The sequence below is a fragment of the Paenirhizobium daejeonense genome, from assembly GCF_014280875.1.
In the GTDB taxonomy this organism is placed as follows: domain Bacteria; phylum Pseudomonadota; class Alphaproteobacteria; order Rhizobiales; family Rhizobiaceae; genus Allorhizobium; species Allorhizobium daejeonense.
The window spans coordinates 69954-92333 of sequence record NZ_JACLAL010000009.1 but is presented as its reverse complement, the minus strand read 5'-3'; the positions used below and the strand labels follow the sequence as shown (position 1 = coordinate 92333).

Here is a 22380-nt window from a genome sequence, read left to right as displayed (position 1 = left end):
GTCAGGCCTTTACGATGATGCTGCCCTCGACCTTGCGGCGGGCAAGTGCGTTACGGGTGTCGACGATCAGGGGGCACCAGTCGGCCAGTGCTTGATAGTCAATGGAATCGTGATCGGTTGAAATCAGGGCCACGTCGAAGCCCTCAACTGTTTCCCGGTTCCATGTGACGCTGCGACGGCCCATCAGATCGGCATACTCGCGCGTTTTAGGTACTTCGGGAACGAAGGGGTCATGATAGGCCACTTCGGCGCCGCGTTCGATTAGCAGTTCCATAAGGCGAAGCGAGGGGCTTTCGCGAATATCGGGCACGTTCTTCTTGTAGGCGAGACCGATGACAAGAACACGGGAGCGGCTGAGCGCTTTGCCGGCTTTGCGGTCAAGCGTTTCGGCGACCTTTTCCACGATATGATGGGGCATGGCCGTATTGACCTCGCCAGCGAGTTCGATGAAGCGGGTGGGCGTGTCATATTCCCGCGATTTCCATGTCAGGTAGAATGGGTCGATCGGAATGCAATGACCGCCAAGGCCTGGTCCCGGATAGAAGGGCATGTAGCCGAATGGCTTGGTCTTGGCTGCGTCGATGACTTCCCAAATGTCGATGCCCATGGCGTCGTAAACCAGCTTCAGCTCATTGACGAGGGCGATGTTGACTGCGCGGAAGATGTTTTCGGTTAGCTTGACCGCCTCGGCGGTGGCCGTTGTCGAGACTGGGACGATCGTCTTGACCACCGCGCCGTAAAATGCCGTCATCAACTCGCGTGCATCCTCGCCGTCGCCTGCTACCACCTTGGGGATGGTCGATGTGTCGAAGTCGCGATTGCCCGGATCTTCCCGTTCGGGTGAAAAACCGAGGAAGAAATCCGTGCCGGCCTTGAGGCCGGTGGCCGCGAGAATGGGTTTTACGACCTCTTCGGTGGTGCCAGGATAGGTGGTCGATTCCAGAGAAATCAACTGGCCTGGCCGGAGCGTCGCGGCGATCTGCCGACAGGTATTCTCGATGAAAGACAGGTCAGGGTCGCGATGGCGTGTCAGAGGCGTCGGTACGCAGATGGCGATTACGTCACATTCGGCAAGACGTGCAAATTCACAGGTCGCGGAAAATCGGCCTTCTGCGCATTCTTTCTGCAGAATGTGATCAGGGACGGCCTCGATATAGCTCTGCCCGGCTTGGATCGCCGTCATCTTGCCTGGATCGATGTCGAAGCCGGTGACCGAAAATCCCGCTCTCGCCATGCTCATGGCGAGTGGCAGACCGACATAGCCGAGACCGATGACGGCGGCTTTGGCGCGTCTCGACTGGATTGCCTGCAGAAGTTCGGTCGCAACGGGAGAGGTGGACATCGGTGGGAAGAACTCCGTGGGAGGAATGTCAGTCAGTCACTTGCGTTCCCGCTGCCCACCTGTCAAGGGCGCGCTTTTCTCACTGGCATTCGCAATCGCGTGATGCGACGGTCTGACGCCGGAAAGCGTGCGGGTTCTTGCTGCTGCCTCTTGCATCGGGCGTTCGGTCAGGCTCTATGGCGGACATGAGGATTGCCTTCTATGCCCCCCTGAAATCCCCAGACCATCCCGTTCCCTCGGGTGACCGGCTGATGGCGCGCCAACTGCTTCGCGCGTTGGAGGAGGGGGGAAACGAGGTCACGCTCGCCTCGCAATTGCGGACATTCCATGCAACGCCAGAAACTATGATACCGGGACTGGAGAATGCAGCGCAGGAGGAAAGGGAGCGGCTTTCAAGGCTATGGGAACAGAACGGGCCGCCCGATATGTGGTTCTGCTACCATCCCTATTACAAGGCGCCGGATCTCATTGGACCCGATCTCTGCCGACGCTTCGGCCTGCCCTATGCCACCGCAGAGGCCTCCTATTCCCATCGTCGGAACCTTGGTTGTTGGGCTCGGCATCAGGAAATGTTGAGGGAGATGGTTGGTTTGGCCGGGGTCAACCTTTGCTTCACCGAACGTGATCGGGTCGGTCTGGCAGAGGCGGTGCCGGATGCAAGGCTGGCGCGTATCGCTCCCTTTATCGATCCTTCACCCTTCATCGCGCGACCTTCGATTCCAAGGGCTGGCCGTCTGGTAACGGTCGCGATGATGCGTCCCGGCGACAAGATGAGCAGTTACACGGCGCTCGCCGAAGCGATGTCACTGGTTGCGGACCGCGACTGGAGGCTCTCTATCGTTGGCGGCGGTCCCGAACGAGTCTCGGTGGAAGCCCTATTTTCAAGGTTCGCACCGGGGCGGATCGAATGGCTTGGCGAGCTTTCGAGTGCAGAAGTGGCCGAGGTCCTGTCTGCGGGTTCGGTGTTTGTCTGGCCTGGTCACGGCGAAGCCTATGGGCTTGCCTATCTCGAAGCGCAGGCAGCCGGTCTCCCGGTGGTCGCGGAACACGTCGCCGGCGTGCCGGAGGTCGTGGAGCATGGCCGGACCGGTTTGCTTGTGTCGCCGCGCGATCCGCGCGCTTTCGCCGATGCAGTCGCCTCCCTGCTAGCCGATGAATCCCGACGCCTGCTCCTGTCTAATGCCGCCCGCCGTTTCGTGTCTGAGGAGCGTTCGTTGCCGGTCATGGCCCGCCGCCTTTCGGAAGTACTCGTTCCAGCGCTGGAGTATCCGTTATGACGAAAGCCCGCTTGCTTAAGGCGTTGGACGAGGTCTCGACCGCGGGAGACCGGGTGCAACTCTGGCTGCGTGACGACGACGCCGTCGAGCCGTCGCCCGCGCTTGACCGCCTGATGGCCTTGACGAAAGCGTATTCCGTGCCCGCGATCGTTGCGGTCATTCCGGAAAATGCCGGTGAGCCACTGTCCGAAAGGCTTGCGGACGAGCCGCATGCTCTGGTTGCAGTTCATGGCTGGTCTCATCACAACTACGCCCCTGCGGGTGAGAAGAAGCAGGAACTCGGGCGACATCGTCCAAGAGAGACGGTGCTTGGCGAGCTAGAGGCCGGCTTCTCCAAGCTGGCTAAGTTGCATGGATCGCGCTTCAGGCCGATGCTTGTACCGCCGTGGAACCGTATCGACGAAGACCTTCTGTCCTCCCTGACGTCGCTCGGTTTCACGTCGTTGTCGATATTCGGCAAGGAGCGTTCGGCTTCTCCGATCCATCTGGTCAACACCCATGTCGATGTCATGGACTGGCACGGGACGCGGGGCGGACGACCGGCCGAAATTCTGTTCGGTGAGATCGCCGACTGGATTGTTCGAGAAGATCGACCTCCTGTCATCGGGGTTCTTACCCATCATCTCGTGCATGACGAACTGGTGTGGTCGTTTCTCAACGAGCTTTTCGAGGTGACCAGCGGGCATTCTGCGAGCGTCTGGATAGATCCGGTGGTGGTTTCGTAATTCTCTACCAGGACTTCCAGCCTATCAGCAGGCCACCATCCCGCTTGACTGCGCTTCGACGTGCCGTCTCGAGCGTTTCGAAGGGGGCTTGTCGTGGCAGATCGGCACTTACGAAACCGGCTTCGGCGACGCAAACGCTGGTGCCGCGGCAGGCCAGAGTAAAGATCAGAGGCCCTGTAGACCACCAGGCAGGCGCTCTCGGGAGCAGTTCCATGACGCGCGGCATGGCTTCCACGATCCGCGAGAAAACCGGGTGCCGAGCTGGTGCTGCAATGAAAGAATTGGCCAGCAGCAGGCTACCCGTCTTCGTCTTGCGCGGTATGTCTTCAGCCAGAACGGAGATGCCGGTAAGCGGCAAGTAATCGGCAAAGCTCAGATCGTCGCGGGCAGGATACCAGTCGCAGTCAAGATAGATTCCACCGAATCTCTCAAGGATCATGTAGCGCGCGACATCGACGGCGCCGGGATAGTCGCCCCGCGCCAACATGTCGTGAAAGCTCGGGTGGTTGTCGTAGCCCGCTGCAGCAAGATCGATCTCGCGCCAAAGACGATATTCCAGGCCATGGCTTTTGCAGTGTTGTCGCCACGCCTCCGTTGCGGGCGGCACGGGCAAGGTGCCGAGCCATATCTGATGCAGAACAGATGGTGCTCGCTCCCCGCCAAGCCTAGTCATTTGTCGACGCTGTTCGCCGTCGAAGGCGAAGAGACCGGCGAGCAGGTCCAGCGGCGGTGCGAGTGTTGATTGCAGACCGGCGACCCGCACAGGGTCATTCATGATCTTGGCAAGCTTCAGATAGGCCGAATGCAGCTTGCGCGGCAGACCGAGCATGGTAACCGGGCCGAGTTCGGCCACCTCCAGCAGGGCATGATTGGCTGCGAGACGATCGAGTGTGCGGCGGGCACTTTCCAACCGGCCGCTGCGAGCCAGCTCCAGGCTTTGGGCGATGGTCTCGCGGGCAAGGCTTCTGGCGTCGCGTTTGCTGTTCACTGATTGTCTCCGGACGATCTTTCCCGCCGCAGGTCTATCGGCAAAACGGATCGTGCTGCAAGCTTTTGCGCCGGTCGCCACGCCGCATCTTCGTGATGGACAGGGAGCCGGCGCCTAGGTTACGGTAAATCCAATAATATCAATCCGCGTCAGCTTGTGATGGGTAGCGTATCCGGGGGCTCTATAAATCGCATGGTGGGTGGCGCTGATCTGCTTTCGGTGGAAAAGCTTAGTGTGTCCTTTCCGCTGCTGAACGGCAGTATCGAGGCTGTTCGGTCGTTTTCCATGGCCATCCGGCCCGGCCGGGTGACGGCGCTCGTCGGCGAGTCGGGTTCGGGAAAGTCTGCGCTTGGTCGGGCCATCATGGGCATTGAGGCATCCAACGCGCGGATCTCGGGTCGTGTCGTCTTTGACGATCCCGAGGGTGACGGGCCAGTGGATCTGATCGGGCTGCCGCGCGACGGTCGCCAGATCCGTAACATTCGCGGCAATCGCATCGGCATGATCTTCCAGGAGCCGATGACCTCCTTTTCCGCCGTGCACACGATTGGTAATCAGATCGAGGAAGTGCTGCGCATTCATACTGCGCTTTCGTCGAAGGAACGGCGCGAGCGCTCGGAAGAAATGCTCGGTCTCGTGGGATTCGACAAGCCGGATCACGTTTTCGACATGTATCCCTTCGAGTTGTCGGGAGGCATGCGTCAGCGTGCGATGATTGCCATGGCGCTGATTGGGCGTCCGTCGCTTCTCATTGCCGATGAACCGACGACGGCACTCGATGTCACGATCCAGGCCCAGATCCTCAAGTTGCTGAAGGACATGCAGGTCCGGCTCGGCATGGCGGTTCTGCTGATTACCCACGATCTCGGTGTCGTTGCGAGCATGGCGGACGAGGTGGTGGTAATGTATCGCGGCGAGGTGATGGAGGCTGGAAGCGTCGAGGACATCTTCCTCAATACGCAGCATCCCTATACCAAGGGCCTGATGGCGGCGGTGCCGACCTTCGAGATGGCGCGGGACGAACGGCTTAAGCCGTTGCGAGAGATCCAGGTTGATACCGCAGGGCTTCTGGGTAGTTGTACGCCGTCTGTCGCGGACGCGGACGACGTTCTTCTTTCCGTACGGAATGTCAGCAAGACTTTTCGCGCGAAGCGCTCTTCCGGCTTCTTTGCCAAACCCGAACCTCCTATACGCGCGGTGACCGATGTTTCCTTCGACATAAAGCGCGGAGAAACGCTGGGACTGGTGGGCGAAAGCGGCTGCGGCAAGACCACGCTCAGCAAGATCCTGATGCGCGGTCTGCGGGCGGATGCCGGCGCTGTCGTCTACAATGGCGCGAGCGGGCCGGTCGATGTTCTTTCGGCAGAGGGCGAGGAACTCCAGCGTCTGAGATCCTCGATCCAGATGGTTTTCCAGGATCCGGTATCGTCTCTTTCCCCACGTATGACGGTGCGCGGCATTATCAGCGAACCTTTGGAAATTCATGACAAGGGCGATGCCGCAAGTCGGATCGAGTTGGTAAAGCGTCTCCTTCACGCCGTCGGGCTGCCGGCGTCTGCCGGCGGACGGTATCCGCACAGTTTTTCAGGTGGGCAGCGTCAGCGAATCGGCATTGCGCGCGCGCTGGCGCTCGGTCCCGGTCTGATCATTTGCGACGAACCTGTATCCGCTCTCGATGTCTCGGTTCAGGCACAGGTTCTGAACCTGATGAAGGACCTGAAGACAGAGCTTTGTCTCACCTATCTCTTCATTTCCCACAATCTCGCGGTGGTGAATTACATGGCCGATCGCGTGGCGGTGATGTATGCTGGCCGGATCGTGGAAATCGCCCCGTGCGAGATCATCATGAACCAGCCGGTTCATCCCTATACGCGCAAGCTGATTGCTGCGGTTCCCTCACCAGATCTCGACTGCCGCATCGATCTCGGTCTTGCCGGCGAATCTTCTCTTGTTGCCCGGCGGTCATGGAAGAAGCATTTTCTCGATGAGGGCGATCCGGATAATCTCGCGCATGTCGATCTCGGCAATGGCCACTGGGTGCTGGCACGACGCGGCGTTGACGCGGGGGATCTGAAGTCATGATCACCCGGCGTACGCTTCTGGCTTTGATGGGTTCCACCATGTTGCCGCGGATTTCGGCGGCGACTGAGGTTGTCGATCCGGATCCGCTCAAGACCGAGGTTGCCGAAGGCACCCTGCCGCCTTTGGCCGATCGCCTGCCGAAAGTTCCGCGTGTGGTGCCCCTTGACGGTGTAGACGGCACCGTCACGGGACGCCATGGCGGCACGATCAAGATGCTGATCGCCAGCCAACGTGATATCCGTTACATGCCGATCAATAGCTACAGCCGCCTTGTCGGTTTCGACCGGCATTTCAATTTCGGCCCTGATCTGCTGGAACGTTACGAGGTCGAGGGAGAGCGAGTATTCACCTTCTACCTCCGACCCGGCCATCGCTGGTCGGATGGCAGTCCCTTCACGACGGAGGATTTCCGGTATGTGTGGGAAGATATGTTCCATAACAAGGAACTCCATAAGGGTGGCATTCCGAACGTTTTGAGGGTGCAGGGCAAGGAACCTCTCTTCGAAGTGCTCGACGAGTTCACGGTGCGCTATAGCTGGGAGGATCCAAACCCCGATTTCCTGGCGGAACTGGCATCACCGGTTGCTACTCGCCTCATGCTGCCGGCGGCTTACCTCAAGCAGTTTCATCCCAAGTACCAGACTGCGGAGCGAATCGCCGAGCTGATCAAGCAACAGCGTGTCGATGGATGGGTCTCCCTGCACCAGAAGATGTCGCGGACGGCCCGACCGGAAAATCCGGACCTGCCGACACTCGATCCCTGGCGTGGCATCACAGCTCCGCCGGCAGGCCAGTTCGTATTTGAACGCAATGCCTATTTTCACCGGGTAGATGGCAACGGGCTGCAATTGCCCTATATCGATCGTGTGGTGCTCAATGTCAGCTCCGGTGATCTCGTGGCGGCCAAAGCGGCTGCGGGTGAAAGCGATCTGCAGCTCACCAATATCGATTTCGCGGACTACACCTTCCTGAAAAGCGCGGAAAAACGCGGTGCGATCAAAGTCAGCCTTTGGAAGCGCATACAGGGTTCTCGGGCCGCTCTCATTCCCAATCTCAATTGCTCGGACCTGATCTGGCGCCAGACGATGCGGGACGTGCGTGTTCGCCGCGCGCTCTCGCTGGCGATCAATCGCGACGAGGTCAACAAAGCGGTTTTCTTTGGTCTGGGCAGTCCCAGTGCGAACAGCATCCTGCCGGAGAGCCCGCTTTTCCGGCCCGAATACCGTGACGCCTGGGCCACGTTCGATCCTGACCAGGCCAATGCCCTGCTTGACGAGGCGGGTCTCGTGCGGGATGGCGAGTACGGTATCCGTTATCTACCCGACGGTCGGCCCTGCAAGCTCATCATTGAAACGACTGCGGAAACCACATTCGATACCGATGTTCTGGAACTCGTGACGGATCACTTGTGGCGTATCGGCTTCCGGATCTTCACCCATGTGTCGCACCGCGAGCTTTTCCGTCAACGCATCACCAGCGGCGAGACGATCCTGGCGCTGTCACCGGGCCTTGACAATGGCGTGCCGACGGCTGACATGTCACCGCGCGAGCTGGCTCCGACCAATGACGACCAGATCCAGTGGCCGCTCTGGGGGCTACATCATCTCTCGGGTGGAGGCGACGGACGTCCGCCAGATATCCCCGAAGCGCAAGCACTTCTCGATCTCTTCCACGAATGGCGCGAGGCCGATGCGCATGACGAGCGTGTGGAAATCTGGCACCGGATGCTGTCGATCTTTACACAGCAGGTATTCACCATAGGTATTGTCAATGCCGTGCCCCAGCCGATCGTTCGTTCGAACCGGCTGCGCAACCTGCCGAACGAAGGCCTCTATGGCTTCGATCCGACCTCCTATCTCGGGGTCTATATGCCCGATACCTTCTGGCTAGAGGGAGGCGTATGAGATGATCCGCTACATCATCTGGCGTGTCGCGATGATGATCCCGACCCTGATCATGATCTCCATGCTGGTCTTTACCATCATCGAGCTGCCACCCGGCGACTTCTTCGAGAGTTATGTCGAGGAACTGCGCGCCATGGGTGAAAAGGCTGATATGCAGGAGATCGAGGATCTCAAGGCACGTTACGGTTTCGACAAGCCCGCTCCCTTGCGGTATTTCGACTGGATCGTCGGTTTTGCGCAGGGCGATTTCGGCTATTCCTTCGAGTATCGCATGCCTGTGGCCGATGTCGTCGGCGACCGTGTCTGGCTGACTGTTCTGGTATCGACTGTCACCATCGCGGTGACGTGGCTGATCGCCTTTCCGATCGGGATCTATTCCGCCACCCACAAATATAGCTGGGGCGATTACGGGTTGACCCTTCTCGGGCTGATCGGCATCGCGGTGCCGAATTTCATTCTCGCGCTGATCATGATGTATTTCGCCAATATCTGGTTCGGTATTTCGATCGGTCACCTGATGGATCAGGATTTCCTTGGGCAGCCCATGAGCTGGGCCAAGGCTAAATCCATTCTCGAGCATCTGTGGATCCCGGTCATCATCATCGGCACCGCGGGAACGGCTGGCATGGTGCGGCGTGTGCGGGCGAACTTGCTGGACGAACTGCACAAGCAATATGTGATGACTGCGCGGGCAAAGGGGCTGCATCCCTTCCGGCTACTCATCAAATATCCGCTGCGCATGTCATTGAACTTCTTCATTTCCGACATCGGCTCCATCCTGCCGACGATCATTTCCGGCGCAGAAATCACCGCTGTCGTTCTGTCGTTGGAAACGACCGGCCCGATGCTGATCCGCGCCCTGCAGAATCAGGATATGTATCTGGCCGGTTCCTTCCTGATGTTTCTGGCCATCCTGACGGTAATCGGCGTGCTGGTGTCCGACATCGCACTCGCCATCCTTGACCCGCGTATCCGGCTGCAGGGAGGGCGCACGAAATGAGTGAAGATTTGGCAAGCCTGCCGGCGCCGGCACATTATGTCTCAAAAGCACCATTCGATCCCTATGCTGTGGAAGCCGATGCGGATTCTGCCTTCGGTCATGCGTCGCAGTTGAAACTCACATGGTGGCGCTTCCGCCGCCACCGCCTTGCGCTGATTTCCGGTGTCCTGTTGCTGATCGCCTATTGCACGATTGCCGTCGTCGAGTTCCTTGCACCTTACAATGTGCATACGCGGAACGTGGATCGCATTTATGCGCCGCCGCAGCAGGTACATTTCTTCCATGACGGTTCGTTCGTCGGTCCCTTCGTCTATGGCCGGACCATGGAACTGGACATGGAAACCCTGCGCCGGGTTTATAGCGAAAACACTGACGAAGTGCAGAAGCTGCGCTTTTTCTGCCGGGGTGACGGCTATCGTTTCTGGGGCTTCATCGACGGCAATGTCCATTTGGCCTGCCCAGCCGAGGGCGGTGACATGTTCCTGCTCGGGACGGACCGTCTAGGTCGCGATGTGTTGTCGCGAATTCTCTACGGCGCACGGGTGTCGCTTACCATCGGTCTCCTCGGCGTGATGACGAGTTTCGTGCTCGGTATCGTCATCGGCGGTCTCGCGGGGTATTGGGGCGGCTGGTTCGATCTTGCGGTTCAGCGTGTCACGGAAGTCCTGCACTCGATCCCCAGCATACCGTTGTGGCTGGCCATGGCGGCCATCATGCCGGCGGACTGGTCACCGCTTTTTGTCTATCTCGGGATTACCTTCATTCTCGGACTCCTGGACTGGACCGGGCTCGCGCGTGCGGTGCGCTCCAAGCTTCTTGCACTTCGTGAGGAGGATTATGTCCTTGCCGCGCAGATGATGGGCGCGGGCAGTTCCAGGATTATCGGGCGCCATCTCATCCCCGGCTTCATGTCGCATCTGATCGCCAGCGCCACGTTGACCATCCCCGGCATGATTCTGGGCGAAACGACGCTGAGCTTCCTTGGACTCGGGCTTCGTCCGCCGATCACGAGTTGGGGGGTGTTGCTGACAGAAGCACGGACTGTCAACGTGATCGCCCTTTACCCTTGGCTTCTTTTCCCCGTGGTTCCGGTTATTGTTATCATTCTTGCCTTCAATTTCCTCGGTGATGGTCTTAGAGATGCCGCCGACCCCTACAACTGATCCTCTCGAAATGAAAAATATACGACTACCCGTGGCATCGATGCTTCGGACCTATAGGAGAATAGCTGCATGACTGGACCGTCGCGCAACGCACGAATCCTCATGTATAGTCATGATACGTTCGGTCTTGGACACTTGCGGCGCTGCCGCACCATCGCCCATTCGCTGGTGGAAGATTATCGCGGCCTGCAGGTGCTAATCATTTCCGGCGCAACGATCGCGGGCGCTTTCGATTATCGGGCGCGCGTGGATTTCGTGAAGATCCCGAGTGTGATCAAGTTACGCAACGGCGAATACACTTCCATAGACCAGCATATCGACGTCAAGGCGACGATAAGGATGCGGCAGTCGATTATCCTGCATACAGCAGAGACATTCCAGCCGGACATCTTCATCATCGATAAGGAGCCGTTGGGGCTCCGCGGTGAGGTGGAGGAAACGCTGCGGTTCCTGAAGGCGAAGGGCACCACCCTGATCCTCGGTCTGCGCGAGGTCATGGATGCTCCGCATTTTCTGGATGCTGAATGGAAGCGCAACGACGTGCTGCACAAGATCGGCTCGCTCTATGATAACATCTGGGTTTACGGACCGCCGGATTTCTATGATCCGCTGACGGGCCTCGACGTGCCGGACAGCGTGCGCGAGAAGATGAACTTCGTTGGTTTTCTTCAGCGTAAGGCCTCGGTCGAACGACCGCAGCCGCTTGAAGACTACCTGCTCGTCACGACCGGTGGTGGCGGGGATGGCGCCGATCTGGTGCGAGACGTGATCGCTGCCTATCAGGCTGATCCAACGCTTACTCACAAGGCGGTTATCGTGCTTGGGCCCTATATGCCTGCCGAACAGCGCCAGAATTTCGTCGAGCAGGCGGGCACTAACCCGCATCTGGAGATGATCGAGTTCGACAACCGGATGGAAGACCGGATCGCGGGTGCAAAAGCGGTTGTCGCCATGGGTGGATATAATACCTATTGCGAAATCCTGTCTTTCGACAAACCGGCCCTCATCGTTCCGCGTACGCAGCCGCGGCTCGAACAACTGATCCGCGCCCGCCGCGCCTCCGAGCTCGGCCTTGTCAGTATGCTTTCCAGCCAGGAAGCCTCCGACAGCCTGCGTTTTGCACAGGCGATCAAAGATGTGCTGAAACGCGACCCTCCCTCGGCCGGCGCTGCCGGCCTTCATCTTGAGGGGTTGCAAACCATCTCGCAGATCGTTGGCGGTTACCTGAGCGAAGATGCCAGATCGCCGCGTTTTGCCGCCCAGGGATAATTGATGAACAGGACCAGAAAGATTGTCGTCCTCCTGAAGGGCTATCCGCGCCTTTCGGAGACTTTCATCGCGCAGGAATTGCTTGGCCTGGAACGTGCGGGCCTCGAGCTTGAAATCGTCGCTATGCGCCGTCCGACGGATAAGAAGCGCCACCCGGTGCACGAGGAGATCCGTGCGCGCGTCAGCTATCTGCCGGAATACCTGCACGAGGAACCGCTTCGTGTCCTGAAAGCGCTTTGGACGACGTGCCGTTTGCCGGGGTTTGGCAAGGCGCTCTTCTCCTTCCTGAAGGATCTTCGGCGGGACTTCTCGCGTAACAGGTTTCGCCGCTTCGGTCAGGCTGCCGTGCTCGTGGCGGAATGGCCGCAGGGTGGAAAATGGCTCCATGCGCACTTCATTCATACGCCAGCGTCAGTCGCGCGCTATGCCAGTGAGATCAGCGGTATCCCATGGTCGATTTCAGCTCACGCCAAAGACATCTGGACCTCCGAGGATTGGGATCTCGCCGAAAAGCTGCAGAGTGCCGACTGGGGCGTGACTTGTACAAAGGTTGGTTATGACAAGCTGTCATCGCTTGCCGGCGGGCGCGATGTCATGCACCTGAGCTATCATGGCCTGGATCTCGATCGCTTCCCGCACTTCGATGGACAACGCCCACGCCGCGACGGTTCCGATCCGGCTGATCCTGTCCGTGTGCTGAGCGTCGGTCGCGCCGTCAAGAAGAAGGGCTATGACGTGCTGCTCAAGGCGTTTGCCCGGCTGCCGGCGAACATTCACTGGCAGTTCACCCATATCGGCGGCGGTGACGAACTGGGTGGCCTGAAGGCGCTTGCAGGCGAACTCGGCATCTCCGACCGGATCACCTGGAAAGGCTCGATGGATCAGCGCGACGTACTTGCCCATTACCACGACAGTGATCTTTTCGCGCTCGCTTGCCGGATCACGGCAGATGGTGACCGCGATGGCCTGCCGAACGTTCTGGTCGAAGCGGCAAGCCAGCGGCTTGTGGCTGTTTCCACGACCGTTTCAGGCATTTCCGAACTGTTCGTTGATGGCGAGAACGCTTTGCTGGTCGAGTCGGAAGACCCAGAGGCTCTCGCGGACGCTCTGCAGCGCGTGATGACTGATCCCGACCTGCGGGAGACGCTTGGAGCGGCGGCAGAGGCGCGGGTGCGGAAGGACTTCGATCATCACAACAGCATTCATGATCTCGACCGGCTCTTTAAGGGAGCATGGGTGCGGAGAGGGATATGAGCGCGCAGCAGACAAACGCTTCGAAGAGGCGGGTTCTCTTCTATGTCCAGCATTTGCTCGGCATCGGCCATGTGGCGCGTGCCAGCCGGATCGCCGCGGCTCTGGTCGAGAGCGGGTTCTCGGTGACGCTGGTAACGGGCGGGGCACCCGTGAGCGGTTTCCCGGGAAGAGGCGTCGAGCATGTCCAGCTTCCGGCGGTTGTAGCTTGCAAAAGCGGCTTCTCCAGTCTCGCGGATATCGAGGGCAATCCTGTTGACGCCGACTTCGAGCAAAGACGCGCGGCCCTTCTTCTGGAGACTTTTGCAAAAGTCGAGCCGCATGTCGTCATCATAGAGGCTTTCCCCTTCGGCCGGCGTCAGATGCGTTTCGAGCTTCTGCCATTGCTGACCGCTATCGAGCATGCAGAGCCTCGGCCGCTGCTGTTCAGTTCGGTCAGGGATATCCTGCAGGAGAACCGTAAGCCCGGCCGAGATCGCGAGACGGCCGATCTTGTTGCCCGTTACTTCGACGGCGTTCTAGTCCATGGCGATCCGCATTTCGTGCGGCTTGAGGAGACCTTTCCGCTGATCGGTGAGTTTGCGGAAAAGATCCACTACACCGGCCTTGTCGCTGCGGCCGAAGCGCCCCCATCCGAGGATCGTTTCGGTGTGGTGATTTCTGCTGGCGGCGGCGCCGTGGGTGCCGCGTTGATCGAGGCCGCGCTCGATGCCCGCGATATTCTCAATGATCGTGAGAAATGGTGTGTGATCACCGGTCCCAACTTGTCGCAGGCGGATTATGATCGCATTGCTGGCCGTGTTTCCGGCGGGGTGTCACTCTTCCGGTTTCGGCCGGATTTTCCAAGCCTGCTGCCGCAGGCCGGTCTGTCGATTTCGCAGGCGGGCTACAACACGGTCTGCGATCTCCTGCAGGCCCGCTGCCGTTCCCTGCTCGTACCCTTTGCTGCAGGCGGTGAGACCGAGCAGTCGGTGAGGGCCGAGAAGTTGGCCGCGCTAGGATTGGCGAAGGTGGTCACCGAGGATAGTCTGAGCGGGATGGTTATGGCAGAGGCAATCACTGCTGCACGCGCACTCACTTTGCCGTCGGAGCTTCCGGTCTCGCTTGACGGTGCCGTCGGAACCGCTCGGGTGATTGCGGAGAAACTTGAAGCTCGGGACTGAAGCTCCGGCCGTTTACTCGACGATGGAACAAGCCTTTGCGTCTTTCAGCACGTCTATGCAATCTGGTGAACGGCGGAAATCGTCGTAATAGACAGTCCAGGTATCCGAGCTTCCGGCGCGGTAGGGACCGAACTTGAAATACTGGTTCTTTCCGAGACCGGCATCGCCATGGCCAATATGCCCCTTTACTGTTGCAACCCAGACGCTGTTGGCGAAGATTTCAATCCGGCCGTCTCCGTTGGGATCAGGATGGGAGAAAACTGCGAAATCGATCCAGTCCGTGGAGGCCTTGGGCAGCGGATTGTGTTGCACGACAGAAATCTTGTCCGTGCAGGAGGGGAAGGTCGCTCCATCCTCGGTGCTCCAGTCGGAGCCGGACGCGGCAAGGGCTCGCATCTGGTTGGTCTCGGGACGAAACCAGACGGGCGTGCTTCCCTCAGGGCAATGGCCCGCAACGTCGTTGATCGGCCGAGGGCCGCCCTCGACATAATTGGTCTCCACCGAGAAGAACATCTTGCCGCGATCAAGGCGGAGCGCGAGGAAGGGGCTGAAATCGCCTTCAGCTTCCGGTCCGACCTCACGCTTCCATTGCGCCATCAGATAACGGTGATCATTCTGGGGGACGGGATCGGCCAGCTTCATAGCAAAACCGAACCAGACGGGTTCATTATAGGGGACGCGAAGTGGGGTTTTCTCCCAGATCTCTGCGCGTTCGCTGCAGAGGTTATCTTCTTTGGCACACTGGGAGCGAACACTCAGTTTCAGCGCACCATCGCCAGCGCGTTTCACCTCGTTCTGGAATACGTAGGTACCCGCCTTCTGCTCATCATTCATTCGATAATAGAGGCCACCCTCGGTGGAGAAATCCTCTCCGTCGAAACCGTCGAAAAGTTTCTGGGTGGTCGGCTTACTGCTGAGCGGGAGTGCCGTTGCGACGCCGCCAGCCAGCAACGCGATGCCCAGAAAACGATAGAGTCTCAAAGATATCCTCCTCTTGTCAGTATGCTGCCCCGCGCATGATATACGGCGTTTCCTCCGCAACTCCTTTTACGTTCGCCAATCTTCGCAAGTGAATACGAATGGAAGGCGGGCCGGGAATTCGTTGTGGATGGTTCTTGCCTCAAGCGTAGCGTTTCGCATCATCCACAGACAGCAGATAAACCCGCATGTTCGTCTTGCGCCCCTTCAGTGAGACGGAACGGCTGGACAGCCCGTCATAAGGAACATGGGCAAGCAACATGATGGGCTCGGACGCGGCGATAGCAACATTAAATTGCTTGGCGACCGCCTCCAGACGGCTGCCGACATTAACCGTGTCGCCGATCGCGGTAAGTCCTGCCACTTTCCCATAACCGATCATCCCGACGATCGCAGGTCCAAAATGGATGCCGATGGCGATCCTGAGATCGACACCGAATTCCTGCATCATTTCCTGATTGAGCTTTTCGGTTTCCGCCACGATCGTGGCGGCTGCTCTCAGAGCTTGCCGGCAGGCCTCACTGGGTTCGGTCGCATCGATGCCGAAGAGAGCCATCACCCCATCGCCGATGAATTTATCCACCTGTCCCTTGGCTTCCTCCACCGCCCGACCGACGACGGAAAAATAGCGGTTGAGCAGGAAGACGATGTCATAGGGCAGCCGGCTTTCGGATATCGTCGTGAAATTGCGAATATCGCAGAAGAGGACGACGATTTCCTTCTCACGACCGGCCTGCTTGATCTGCCTGCCGGAATAAAGATCGCCACCCACCGGCGGCTCCAGTAACAGGGCAACTGTGACATCATAATCCGGTCGGGTTTGGCAACTCAGCCTCGTATCTGGTGCTGCCCTGATACGTGACAGGGTTGCTTGCTCCATGGCACTCGGAGGTGGCAGCGGCCCATCGCTGTCGATGATGCGCACGCGGCAGGTGGAGCAGCGTCCCTTGCCGCCGCATACCGAATAATGATCGACGCGGCCGATCCGGCTCGCCTCAAGGATCGAGGTACCCCGAGGGACCCGGATCTGGGGACCATGGGCATAGATAATGCGGATCTCCGGCGCGTTGCGCCTCATGGAACGTGCAGCGCGCAATACGACGACAAGTCCCAGACCAAGGCCAAAGAAGAGGTAGACGCGGCGCTCTATCGCGGCCAGATCCAATGGTGGGCGGTTCGCATACTGACGGACTACGTTGCCGTCGGGAGCTGTTGTGAGGACCTGTCCTCCGGCCTTTGCTGCCGCTTCCATCTGACGCCCATTAACCAGCACACCGACGAGGGCGAGTGTCGGCAGCAGGATCGCCAGTGCGAACAGCCATGGCGCCATGCGCGGAAACCAGTCCCTGAAGCGTATGGCGGCGTAGAGGCCGATGCAGCCATGCACCCACACGACGATCACGGCTAGAACCATCTTCAGGCCAAACAGCCCGTTACCTGTCCACATGCCCCTGATGACTCCCCAATAGGTGCTATCAAACCCGCCGAAAAGGGCGGGAACGCGGGCGGAGACCGCATGTTGGGCAATCAGGACGGGAATGGAGAGACCAAAGAGGACCTGAATCAGCATGCGTGCCGGCAAGCGCATATGGCGGCGCAGGTAAAGCGTGCGTAGCGCGAGCAGGTAATGAACGAGGAAAGATCCATAGAGCAGGAGCGTTCCCAGCGGATTGCGCCAGATAAGCTTGAAGGTCTTCAGAGCCTCATCGGCGAAATCAATCGATATGAGCGTCAGGCTGTGATTGAGAAGATGGGTCGATATGAACGCGAAGAGAACGATACCCGATGCGATACCGAGTTGATGTGCAGCCTTGTCTGGCAGGAACGGACGAGCTGGCTGCAACATGAAAGGCGACCTTGTGGAAATGGAGCGCGGCACGGTGCGTCTGGGGGATGAAAGCGGCTAAAAAGAGGCTTTGGCATCCTCCCCCGTCCGGGTTAAATTTGCATGCTCTGGCTGTCGCCGAAGACGTACACTGATGGAAATAGTTGTCGCGCCTGTGCCGGGATATCGCCGATACCGTTATCCGTTTCGGTAAAGGCATGGTGGATGAAGCCGACGCAGGCGTCATTCGCCGCTTGGGCGAGTCTGATGGACTGCTGCCAGGAGGAATGTCCGATACCCCTTACATGCTTCATTTCCTCGTCGCTGAATGTGCTGTCGTAGAGAAAAAGGTTGGCGTGGTCGATGAGTGCAGGGCACTCGAATCCGGCTCTCCAGGGACATGTTCCGTATCGGTTATCAAAGCGAATACCTTACCCTGCCATTCGATGCGTCAGACAACGGCCCACCAGGATGGTTAAGCCCGGCCGTTCCTATCGTGATGCCTGAGAAGGCCTGAGAAGGGGCGATGATGTCTCGGTAGGAAATCCCTGAATGTCGGGCATGCCTTCATAATCTCAAGGCCGACAGGGAAATACGGGGGACGTAGGAGTCCTTCGACGATTTGTTGCATAGTCATCGTTCCCTCAAGATGACCCCACCAGATGGCGGCCTGTACACCTGGACAGTGAAATGGACCGAAGAATGGAAAGCCTATGATGTACTCATAGTGGCAGTGGCTGAAAAACACATTGAGTTTGGCAATGCGCTCGGTCCTGAGCCGCATTATGCCTGTCCCGCAGTCAAAAATCAGGGTTATCTCACCTCAGCGGAATTCGATGCAGGTGACATTACCACCATATCGGGAGAAGAGAGTGCCTGATACATATACCTCTCCCCGTTCCGATATCCACCGGTCAAAAGCCTCAAATATGCTTGGTTAGTCGACGGGCCTGTCCCAATCGCTCAAGCATATTCTTCTTCATGGCTTTTCTGGGCAGCCAGTTCGGAGGTGGTCGTCTGAAGACGGGTAGCCAGCACGCGCATGACGCCGAACATCATCGACGGACAATCCGCCATCATCTTGCGGAATGTTTCCTTGTTGATACGCAAGGTATCCATCGGTGTTATCGCCCTCACGGTTGCGGTGCGATAGCCGTCACAAAGAATGGCGATCTCGCCGACGATGGAGTTCTTTCCCGCTTCGGCGACCTTGATTTCACCGGTTGGGGTATCGACAGCGACCTCAGCAGTGCCGCCGAGTATAACGAAAGCGGAATCGCCTGGATCACCTTCGTGGAACAGTTCCTGACCGGGGGCAAATTTCATGCGGTCGGAAGTGAAAGCCAAAAGCTTCAGTTTAGCCGGATCCGCAGACGCGAAAAACGGCAAGGCGCGCAAGCATTGAACCTCATCCATAAGGACCATCGCATACCTCCAAACTGAACCTGGGGCGGGTTTCTACTGAAGCTACCTCGTCACCAGTTCTTTCACCATACCGTTTTCTTCCACAAGAGTCTCGTAAGTTCCATCAGCGACGAGGCCACCTTTATCGAATACCACTATCCGTTCGAAAAGCTTGCAAAGCCGCGGATTTGATAGAACCCATATAATAGTGCACTTTTCAGACTTTTCACGCAAGAAGGAGATCACATTATTCACCAACTGTGCCTGCAGTCGCGGGTTAAGCCCTGGTAGAGGCTGATTGAGAACGCAGTATTCCGTCTGTCGGATCAGCGCGCGGGCGACATTGAGCTTCTGTCGTTGCAACAATGTCAATCGCTTGCCGCCGGGCCCAAGATCATAATCGAGGCCAATTGCGAGTATTTCTGAATATATTCCTTCTTTTTCAGCCACTTGGCCGATGAGGGAAGCTATCCGGTTTTGTGCATCCGCGTGGCCGCGGCTGATCTTTCCGAACAGGATATTCTCCATCAACGATGCCGATGACTGGAATCCATCCGCTTCATAACGCGCAATGAGGCCGCTCAGTTCCTTCGGTAGATTGGCGTGGAACTGCTGGCGCGCATCGACAATCTTGCGCATGATTTCTTCGGTCATGAGGCCGAAGCGGTAACGGCTCTCGACGTAGGAGAATGCCGTCAGGAATATCGCACGGCGTTGTTCTTCTGTTGCCTCTTCGGGGCCGCGGCCTTCGATCTCTTTCAGAATGCGGGCATAATCTGGCAGTTCACGGCCTTCCATGAAGGGAAGTTCCGGCAGCAAGGGGTTGTTCTGCTGCATGTCTCCGAAGAGTTCGACGATTGTAGCCGCGATGGAGCGGCCCATTTCGAACAGTAGGGTCGTGAGGCCGCCATCCCTGACAACAGAGCGAAAATAGTTGCTGGCGATGATCTGTTGGGCGGCTGTCTCTCCGCCGATCAGGGAGCCGAACAACAGGTTTTCCGATACGGTCGCTTCCGTATTGTATGTGGTGAAGTCAAAGGGAATCACCAGCTCAGGCATGTCGAGGCTCGCCAGTTCGTCGCGGAGCGTCTGGCGGGCCGAGACAGCGAACCGGGCGATTTCGGCGTTGGTTTGCGGATCGATTGAGCTGCGCAAAGCGAGATCGAGCACATCGTCCGTCAGCAGCACGGTGTCTAGTACGCCCAGCATCCAGGTGTTGAGCGTATCCCTGTCCACTGCGCTCTCCGGTGTGGCTGCGGCGCTGATCCACTTCCCCTCGATATCGAAATCAACGTTTCCGGCAAGCCGTGCTTCGTTCACCTCCCAGCGCCGTCGTGTTGCGGCCTTGCCTTCCCGCTCCAGCGGTTGCAGGGGAGCGTGTTTGAGCCCGTAAAGCAGATTGTCCTTCAGGCTTCCATGGAAGAAGTAACTTTCCGCCGAGACATAGCTGATACGGCGTCCGGTCACGGATTCCGGCAGCTCGCGAATGTCGATGTCCCCTACGGCGACCTTGCCGGCTGCCGGCCAGACGGCCCGCCCTATTGCGTCCGCAATCATGCTCCCCGCGCTGCCGCTGGCATCGAGAAAGGCGATACTCTGGCCGGACTCAATATGCAGGGAAACGTGGTCGACCACGCGACCGCCGCTGTCGTCATCGATAGCCAGATTGACCGCTGCGAGCGGTCCGGGAAGGGGCGACGGAACCCCAGTAAAGATCTGCTGGATCTCCGGCTCAAGGATCGAATCGGACTGAAACTGCTCTACCACCTGCTCGAATTTGACCTGAACGTCCTGCCTTGCCTGATCCCAGTCGATCAGGTCCTTCAGCGGGCCGGGGAGTTCCTTATAGGCGTTGATGACCGCGACGAGCTGGCCGACGTCGAGGTGGCCGCGCAGTGTTAGATAACCGCCGATACTGTAAAAAAGAAATGGCGTGATTTGGGCTAGGAAGTTGTTGATGAATTTCACCATGAACTTCCACTGGTAGAGATCGTAGCGGATCGCGAAGATCTCTCCGAGGCGCCGCGCCATGTCGGCACGCTCATAGTTCGAGGTATCGTAGGCATGGATCGTCGGCATGCCGTCCACCATCTCACCGACACGGCCTGCAAGGCGGCGGGCGGTTATCTGGCGTTCGCGACCGAGACGGATCAGTCGCCGCCGCATGCGCGGAATGATCCCGATCTGCAGGAGCGCCATGAAAGCAGCGATGAGCCCAAGCCACAGATTCTGCGCGAGAATGAAGGTGAGAGCAGCGATCGCCTGGCCGCCAAGCAGCGCCGGTTGAACGAAGGCATCTCCGGCGAAACCGCCGAGCGGTTCCACCTCGTCCTTGATCATGCTGGCGACTTCCGCACTCTTGGTGCGTTTGAAATAGATCGGCGGGAAGCGAAGAAGGCGATCGATGAGCTGAAAGCGGATACGGCGTAGGAGGCGTTCCCCGAGGCGGCCCTTGTAAGTGTTAATGACGTATTTGAAGGCGTTATTTATGACGACGAGTACGAGGAACTCGATGCTGAGTGCCATCAGCATGGACAGGCGGTCGAGCGGATAGCCGGCGTAAAGTTGCACATAGCCCACGAACGGCATGTCGAAGCCAAGTTCGAAGAAGGGCTGGATTGCATCCGGTGTCGAAAAACCTTCGCCCTGAATAGGACCGTTGATGATCTGCTTAGGCAGGTCCAGCGAAATGAAATAGGGGATCATCGACAGCGCGACGATCAGAAGAATAACGACTTGCTGACGCCAAGTGTGCTTCCAGATGTATCGGGAAAGACTTTTTTCCATAGGGGCGAGGCGGGCCTAAACGAGCGCAAATCGGGATTTTTAATCCCGTACTTATGTATTGTCAAAAGCCCCCGCAAGCCAAGTGCCCGAACTTCGTCCGGCAGTTTTCAGGAGACCGTTTCGGGGGTGTGTTCGACCTCGGTTGTCTCGCGCTTCCATTCCCTGTACCACTTGACGAACTCAAGGACGCCTTTGTCGACGGGAGTGTCTGGCATGTAGCCGGTGAGTGCATGAAGAAGGTCGGGAAGGGCGAACGTACGGGGCACGTCACCTTTCTGCATCGGCAGCATATGGCGGATGGCCGGCTCTCCGACGGCATCCTCCACAGTCTCGACGAAACGGATTAGCTCAATGGGTTGGCCACCTCCGATATTGACGATACGGAACGGCGCGTGCCTCGACAAAGTATCCTTCACGCCGGGCACCGTCACGCGGTTTTCCTCGGCGGGAACGATATTGATCAGCCGAACGATCGATTCTACGAGGTCATCGATATAGGTGAAGTCGCGGCTCATTCTGCCTTCGCCATAGATCTCAAGCGGGCGCCCATGCAGGATGGCATCGGTGAACTTGAAAAGCGCCATGTCTGGACGGCCCCAGGGACCGTAGACGGTGAAAAACCGGAAGGCCGTCGTCGGAATCTTGTAGAGGTGGGCGTACGAATGGCCCATGGCCTCCATCGCCTTCTTGGTGGCAGCATAGAGCGTAAGAGGTTCGTCGGCGTGATCGGTTTCGGCAAACGGGACTTTTTCGTTTGCGCCGTAGATCGAGGAGCTCGATGCCAGCAGGAGATGCTGTGGCTGGACGCGCTTGGCGAGTTCCAGCACCGTCCATGAACCCGTGAGGTTGGAGGTGACATAGGCCTGCGGATTTTCGAGGCTGTAGCGTACGCCCGCCTGTGCCGCGAGATGGATGATGACGTCTGGGTGTTCTACTGCGGCGGCGCGCTCCAGAGCGGCACTGTCCTCCAGTGCTCCTAAGACGGGATCGAAGTTTTGGTAGGTTTCCAAGAGAGCGTGGCGCTTGCGCTTCAATGACACGTCGTAATAGGGCGTCATGCCGTCGAAGCCTGTGACGCGGTGGCCAGCTTCGAGAAGCCTTCGGGCCAGATGGAAGCCAATGAAGCCCGCCGTCCCGGTAATCAGATAACGCATGGTCTGCCTTCGTTCCGCGTCGCTACTTTGATGCCCAAAGTGGTCAGGGCGCGGCGCGAGGCCGTCAC

At 58.4% G+C, this 22380-nt stretch carries 17 protein-coding genes; 10 read left to right on the top strand and 7 right to left on the bottom strand.

The window, feature by feature from the left end; translation table 11 throughout:
• Window position 1: 1 nt before the first annotated feature.
• The gene (locus tag H4I99_RS20245) at window positions 2–1342 is read right to left on the bottom strand and encodes a nucleotide sugar dehydrogenase (protein WP_163898747.1); all 1341 of its coding nucleotides are present in this window, start codon (window positions 1340–1342) and stop codon (window positions 2–4) included.
• Between the two features lie 185 nt (window positions 1343–1527).
• On the opposite strand from H4I99_RS20245, the gene H4I99_RS20240 reads away from it, so the two are divergent.
• Window positions 1528–2619, top strand: a complete 1092-nt coding sequence (locus H4I99_RS20240) for a glycosyltransferase family 4 protein (protein WP_163898872.1) — start codon at window positions 1528–1530, stop codon at window positions 2617–2619.
• Window positions 2616–3344 carry a polysaccharide deacetylase family protein gene (locus H4I99_RS20235; RefSeq protein ID WP_163898744.1) on the top strand — a complete coding sequence of 243 codons (729 nt, stop codon included), beginning with the start codon at window positions 2616–2618 and terminating at the stop codon, window positions 3342–3344. Before H4I99_RS20240 ends, H4I99_RS20235 begins: the two co-directional genes overlap by 4 nt.
• 4 nt (window positions 3345–3348) lie before the next feature.
• Here H4I99_RS20235 and H4I99_RS20230 read toward each other — a convergent pair whose 3' ends face one another.
• Window positions 3349–4332, bottom strand: a complete 984-nt coding sequence (locus tag H4I99_RS20230) for a glycosyltransferase family 32 protein (RefSeq protein ID WP_246225544.1) — start codon at window positions 4330–4332, stop codon at window positions 3349–3351.
• A gap of 192 nt (window positions 4333–4524) precedes the next feature.
• On the opposite strand from H4I99_RS20230, the gene H4I99_RS20225 reads away from it, so the two are divergent.
• The 7 genes from H4I99_RS20225 to H4I99_RS20195 all read left to right on the top strand — a co-directional run bounded on the left by H4I99_RS20225 (window position 4525) and on the right by H4I99_RS20195 (window position 14164).
• Entirely contained in the window at window positions 4525–6414 is a 1890-nt protein-coding gene (locus H4I99_RS20225) for an ABC transporter ATP-binding protein (protein WP_163898743.1), read from the top strand.
• Entirely contained in the window at window positions 6411–8318 is a 1908-nt protein-coding gene (locus H4I99_RS20220; RefSeq protein WP_163898741.1) for an ABC transporter substrate-binding protein, read from the top strand. The genes H4I99_RS20225 and H4I99_RS20220 overlap by 4 nt, the downstream gene beginning before the upstream one ends.
• Window position 8319: 1 nt before the next feature.
• The gene (locus tag H4I99_RS20215; protein WP_163898739.1) at window positions 8320–9318 is read left to right on the top strand and encodes an ABC transporter permease; all 999 of its coding nucleotides are present in this window, start codon (window positions 8320–8322) and stop codon (window positions 9316–9318) included.
• Complete coding sequence (locus tag H4I99_RS20210; protein WP_186663376.1) at window positions 9315–10481, top strand: ABC transporter permease; 1167 nt, start codon at window positions 9315–9317, stop codon at window positions 10479–10481. Before H4I99_RS20215 ends, H4I99_RS20210 begins: the two co-directional genes overlap by 4 nt.
• A 69-nt stretch (window positions 10482–10550) precedes the next feature.
• Complete coding sequence (locus H4I99_RS20205) at window positions 10551–11750, top strand: glycosyltransferase family protein (RefSeq protein WP_163898737.1); 1200 nt, start codon at window positions 10551–10553, stop codon at window positions 11748–11750.
• A gap of 3 nt (window positions 11751–11753) precedes the next feature.
• The gene (locus tag H4I99_RS20200; RefSeq protein WP_163898735.1) at window positions 11754–13004 is read left to right on the top strand and encodes a glycosyltransferase family 4 protein; all 1251 of its coding nucleotides are present in this window, start codon (window positions 11754–11756) and stop codon (window positions 13002–13004) included.
• Window positions 13001–14164 (top strand): glycosyltransferase family protein, encoded by a 1164-nt coding sequence (locus H4I99_RS20195; RefSeq protein WP_163898732.1) that lies wholly within the window; start codon window positions 13001–13003, stop codon window positions 14162–14164. Before H4I99_RS20200 ends, H4I99_RS20195 begins: the two co-directional genes overlap by 4 nt.
• Window positions 14165–14176: 12 nt before the next feature.
• On the opposite strand, the gene H4I99_RS20190 is transcribed toward H4I99_RS20195, so the two are convergent.
• The gene (locus tag H4I99_RS20190; protein WP_425314396.1) at window positions 14177–15145 is read right to left on the bottom strand and encodes a polysaccharide lyase family 20 protein; all 969 of its coding nucleotides are present in this window, start codon (window positions 15143–15145) and stop codon (window positions 14177–14179) included.
• A gap of 139 nt (window positions 15146–15284) precedes the next feature.
• A complete protein-coding gene (locus H4I99_RS20185) occupies window positions 15285–16988 on the bottom strand; it encodes an adenylate/guanylate cyclase domain-containing protein (protein WP_163898730.1) in 1704 nt (567 codons plus the stop codon).
• Window positions 16989–17616: 628 nt separating this feature from the next.
• Here H4I99_RS20185 and H4I99_RS20180 point away from each other — a divergent pair.
• On the top strand, window positions 17617–17847 hold the full coding sequence (locus H4I99_RS20180; protein ID WP_163898728.1) for a hypothetical protein: 231 nt from the start codon (window positions 17617–17619) through the stop codon (window positions 17845–17847).
• Window positions 17848–17930: 83 nt separating this feature from the next.
• On the opposite strand, the gene H4I99_RS20175 is transcribed toward H4I99_RS20180, so the two are convergent.
• The 3 genes from H4I99_RS20175 to H4I99_RS20165 all read right to left on the bottom strand — a co-directional run bounded on the left by H4I99_RS20175 (window position 17931) and on the right by H4I99_RS20165 (window position 22312).
• A complete protein-coding gene (locus H4I99_RS20175) occupies window positions 17931–18392 on the bottom strand; it encodes a cyclic nucleotide-binding domain-containing protein (RefSeq protein WP_163898726.1) in 462 nt (153 codons plus the stop codon).
• Between the two features lie 42 nt (window positions 18393–18434).
• Window positions 18435–21158: an ABC transporter transmembrane domain-containing protein gene (locus H4I99_RS20170; protein WP_163898723.1), complete on the bottom strand. Its 2724-nt coding sequence runs from the start codon at window positions 21156–21158 to the stop codon at window positions 18435–18437.
• Window positions 21159–21265: 107 nt separating this feature from the next.
• Window positions 21266–22312, bottom strand: coding sequence for an NAD-dependent epimerase/dehydratase family protein (locus H4I99_RS20165; protein WP_163898720.1), 1047 nt, complete (start codon window positions 22310–22312; stop codon window positions 21266–21268).
• Window positions 22313–22380 lie beyond the last annotated feature (68 nt).

Excerpts from the sequence above, each read along its gene's own strand:
- H4I99_RS20245 (WP_163898747.1), bottom strand. The coding sequence starts at position 1,342 with ATGTCCACCTCTCCCGTTGCGACCGAACTTCTGCAGGCAATCCAGTCG.
- H4I99_RS20240 (WP_163898872.1), top strand. The coding sequence starts at position 1,528 with ATGAGGATTGCCTTCTATGCCCCCCTGAAATCCCCAGACCATCCCGTT.
- H4I99_RS20235 (WP_163898744.1), top strand. The coding sequence starts at position 2,616 with ATGACGAAAGCCCGCTTGCTTAAGGCGTTGGACGAGGTCTCGACCGCG.
- H4I99_RS20225 (WP_163898743.1), top strand. The coding sequence starts at position 4,525 with ATGGTGGGTGGCGCTGATCTGCTTTCGGTGGAAAAGCTTAGTGTGTCC.
- H4I99_RS20220 (WP_163898741.1), top strand. The coding sequence starts at position 6,411 with ATGATCACCCGGCGTACGCTTCTGGCTTTGATGGGTTCCACCATGTTG.
- H4I99_RS20215 (WP_163898739.1), top strand. The coding sequence starts at position 8,320 with ATGATCCGCTACATCATCTGGCGTGTCGCGATGATGATCCCGACCCTG.
- H4I99_RS20210 (WP_186663376.1), top strand. The coding sequence starts at position 9,315 with ATGAGTGAAGATTTGGCAAGCCTGCCGGCGCCGGCACATTATGTCTCA.
- H4I99_RS20205 (WP_163898737.1), top strand. The coding sequence starts at position 10,551 with ATGACTGGACCGTCGCGCAACGCACGAATCCTCATGTATAGTCATGAT.
- H4I99_RS20200 (WP_163898735.1), top strand. The coding sequence starts at position 11,754 with ATGAACAGGACCAGAAAGATTGTCGTCCTCCTGAAGGGCTATCCGCGC.
- H4I99_RS20195 (WP_163898732.1), top strand. The coding sequence starts at position 13,001 with ATGAGCGCGCAGCAGACAAACGCTTCGAAGAGGCGGGTTCTCTTCTAT.
- H4I99_RS20185 (WP_163898730.1), bottom strand. The coding sequence starts at position 16,988 with ATGTTGCAGCCAGCTCGTCCGTTCCTGCCAGACAAGGCTGCACATCAA.
- H4I99_RS20180 (WP_163898728.1), top strand. The coding sequence starts at position 17,617 with ATGACCCCACCAGATGGCGGCCTGTACACCTGGACAGTGAAATGGACC.
- H4I99_RS20175 (WP_163898726.1), bottom strand. The coding sequence starts at position 18,392 with ATGGTCCTTATGGATGAGGTTCAATGCTTGCGCGCCTTGCCGTTTTTC.
- H4I99_RS20170 (WP_163898723.1), bottom strand. The coding sequence starts at position 21,158 with ATGGAAAAAAGTCTTTCCCGATACATCTGGAAGCACACTTGGCGTCAG.
- H4I99_RS20165 (WP_163898720.1), bottom strand. The coding sequence starts at position 22,312 with ATGCGTTATCTGATTACCGGGACGGCGGGCTTCATTGGCTTCCATCTG.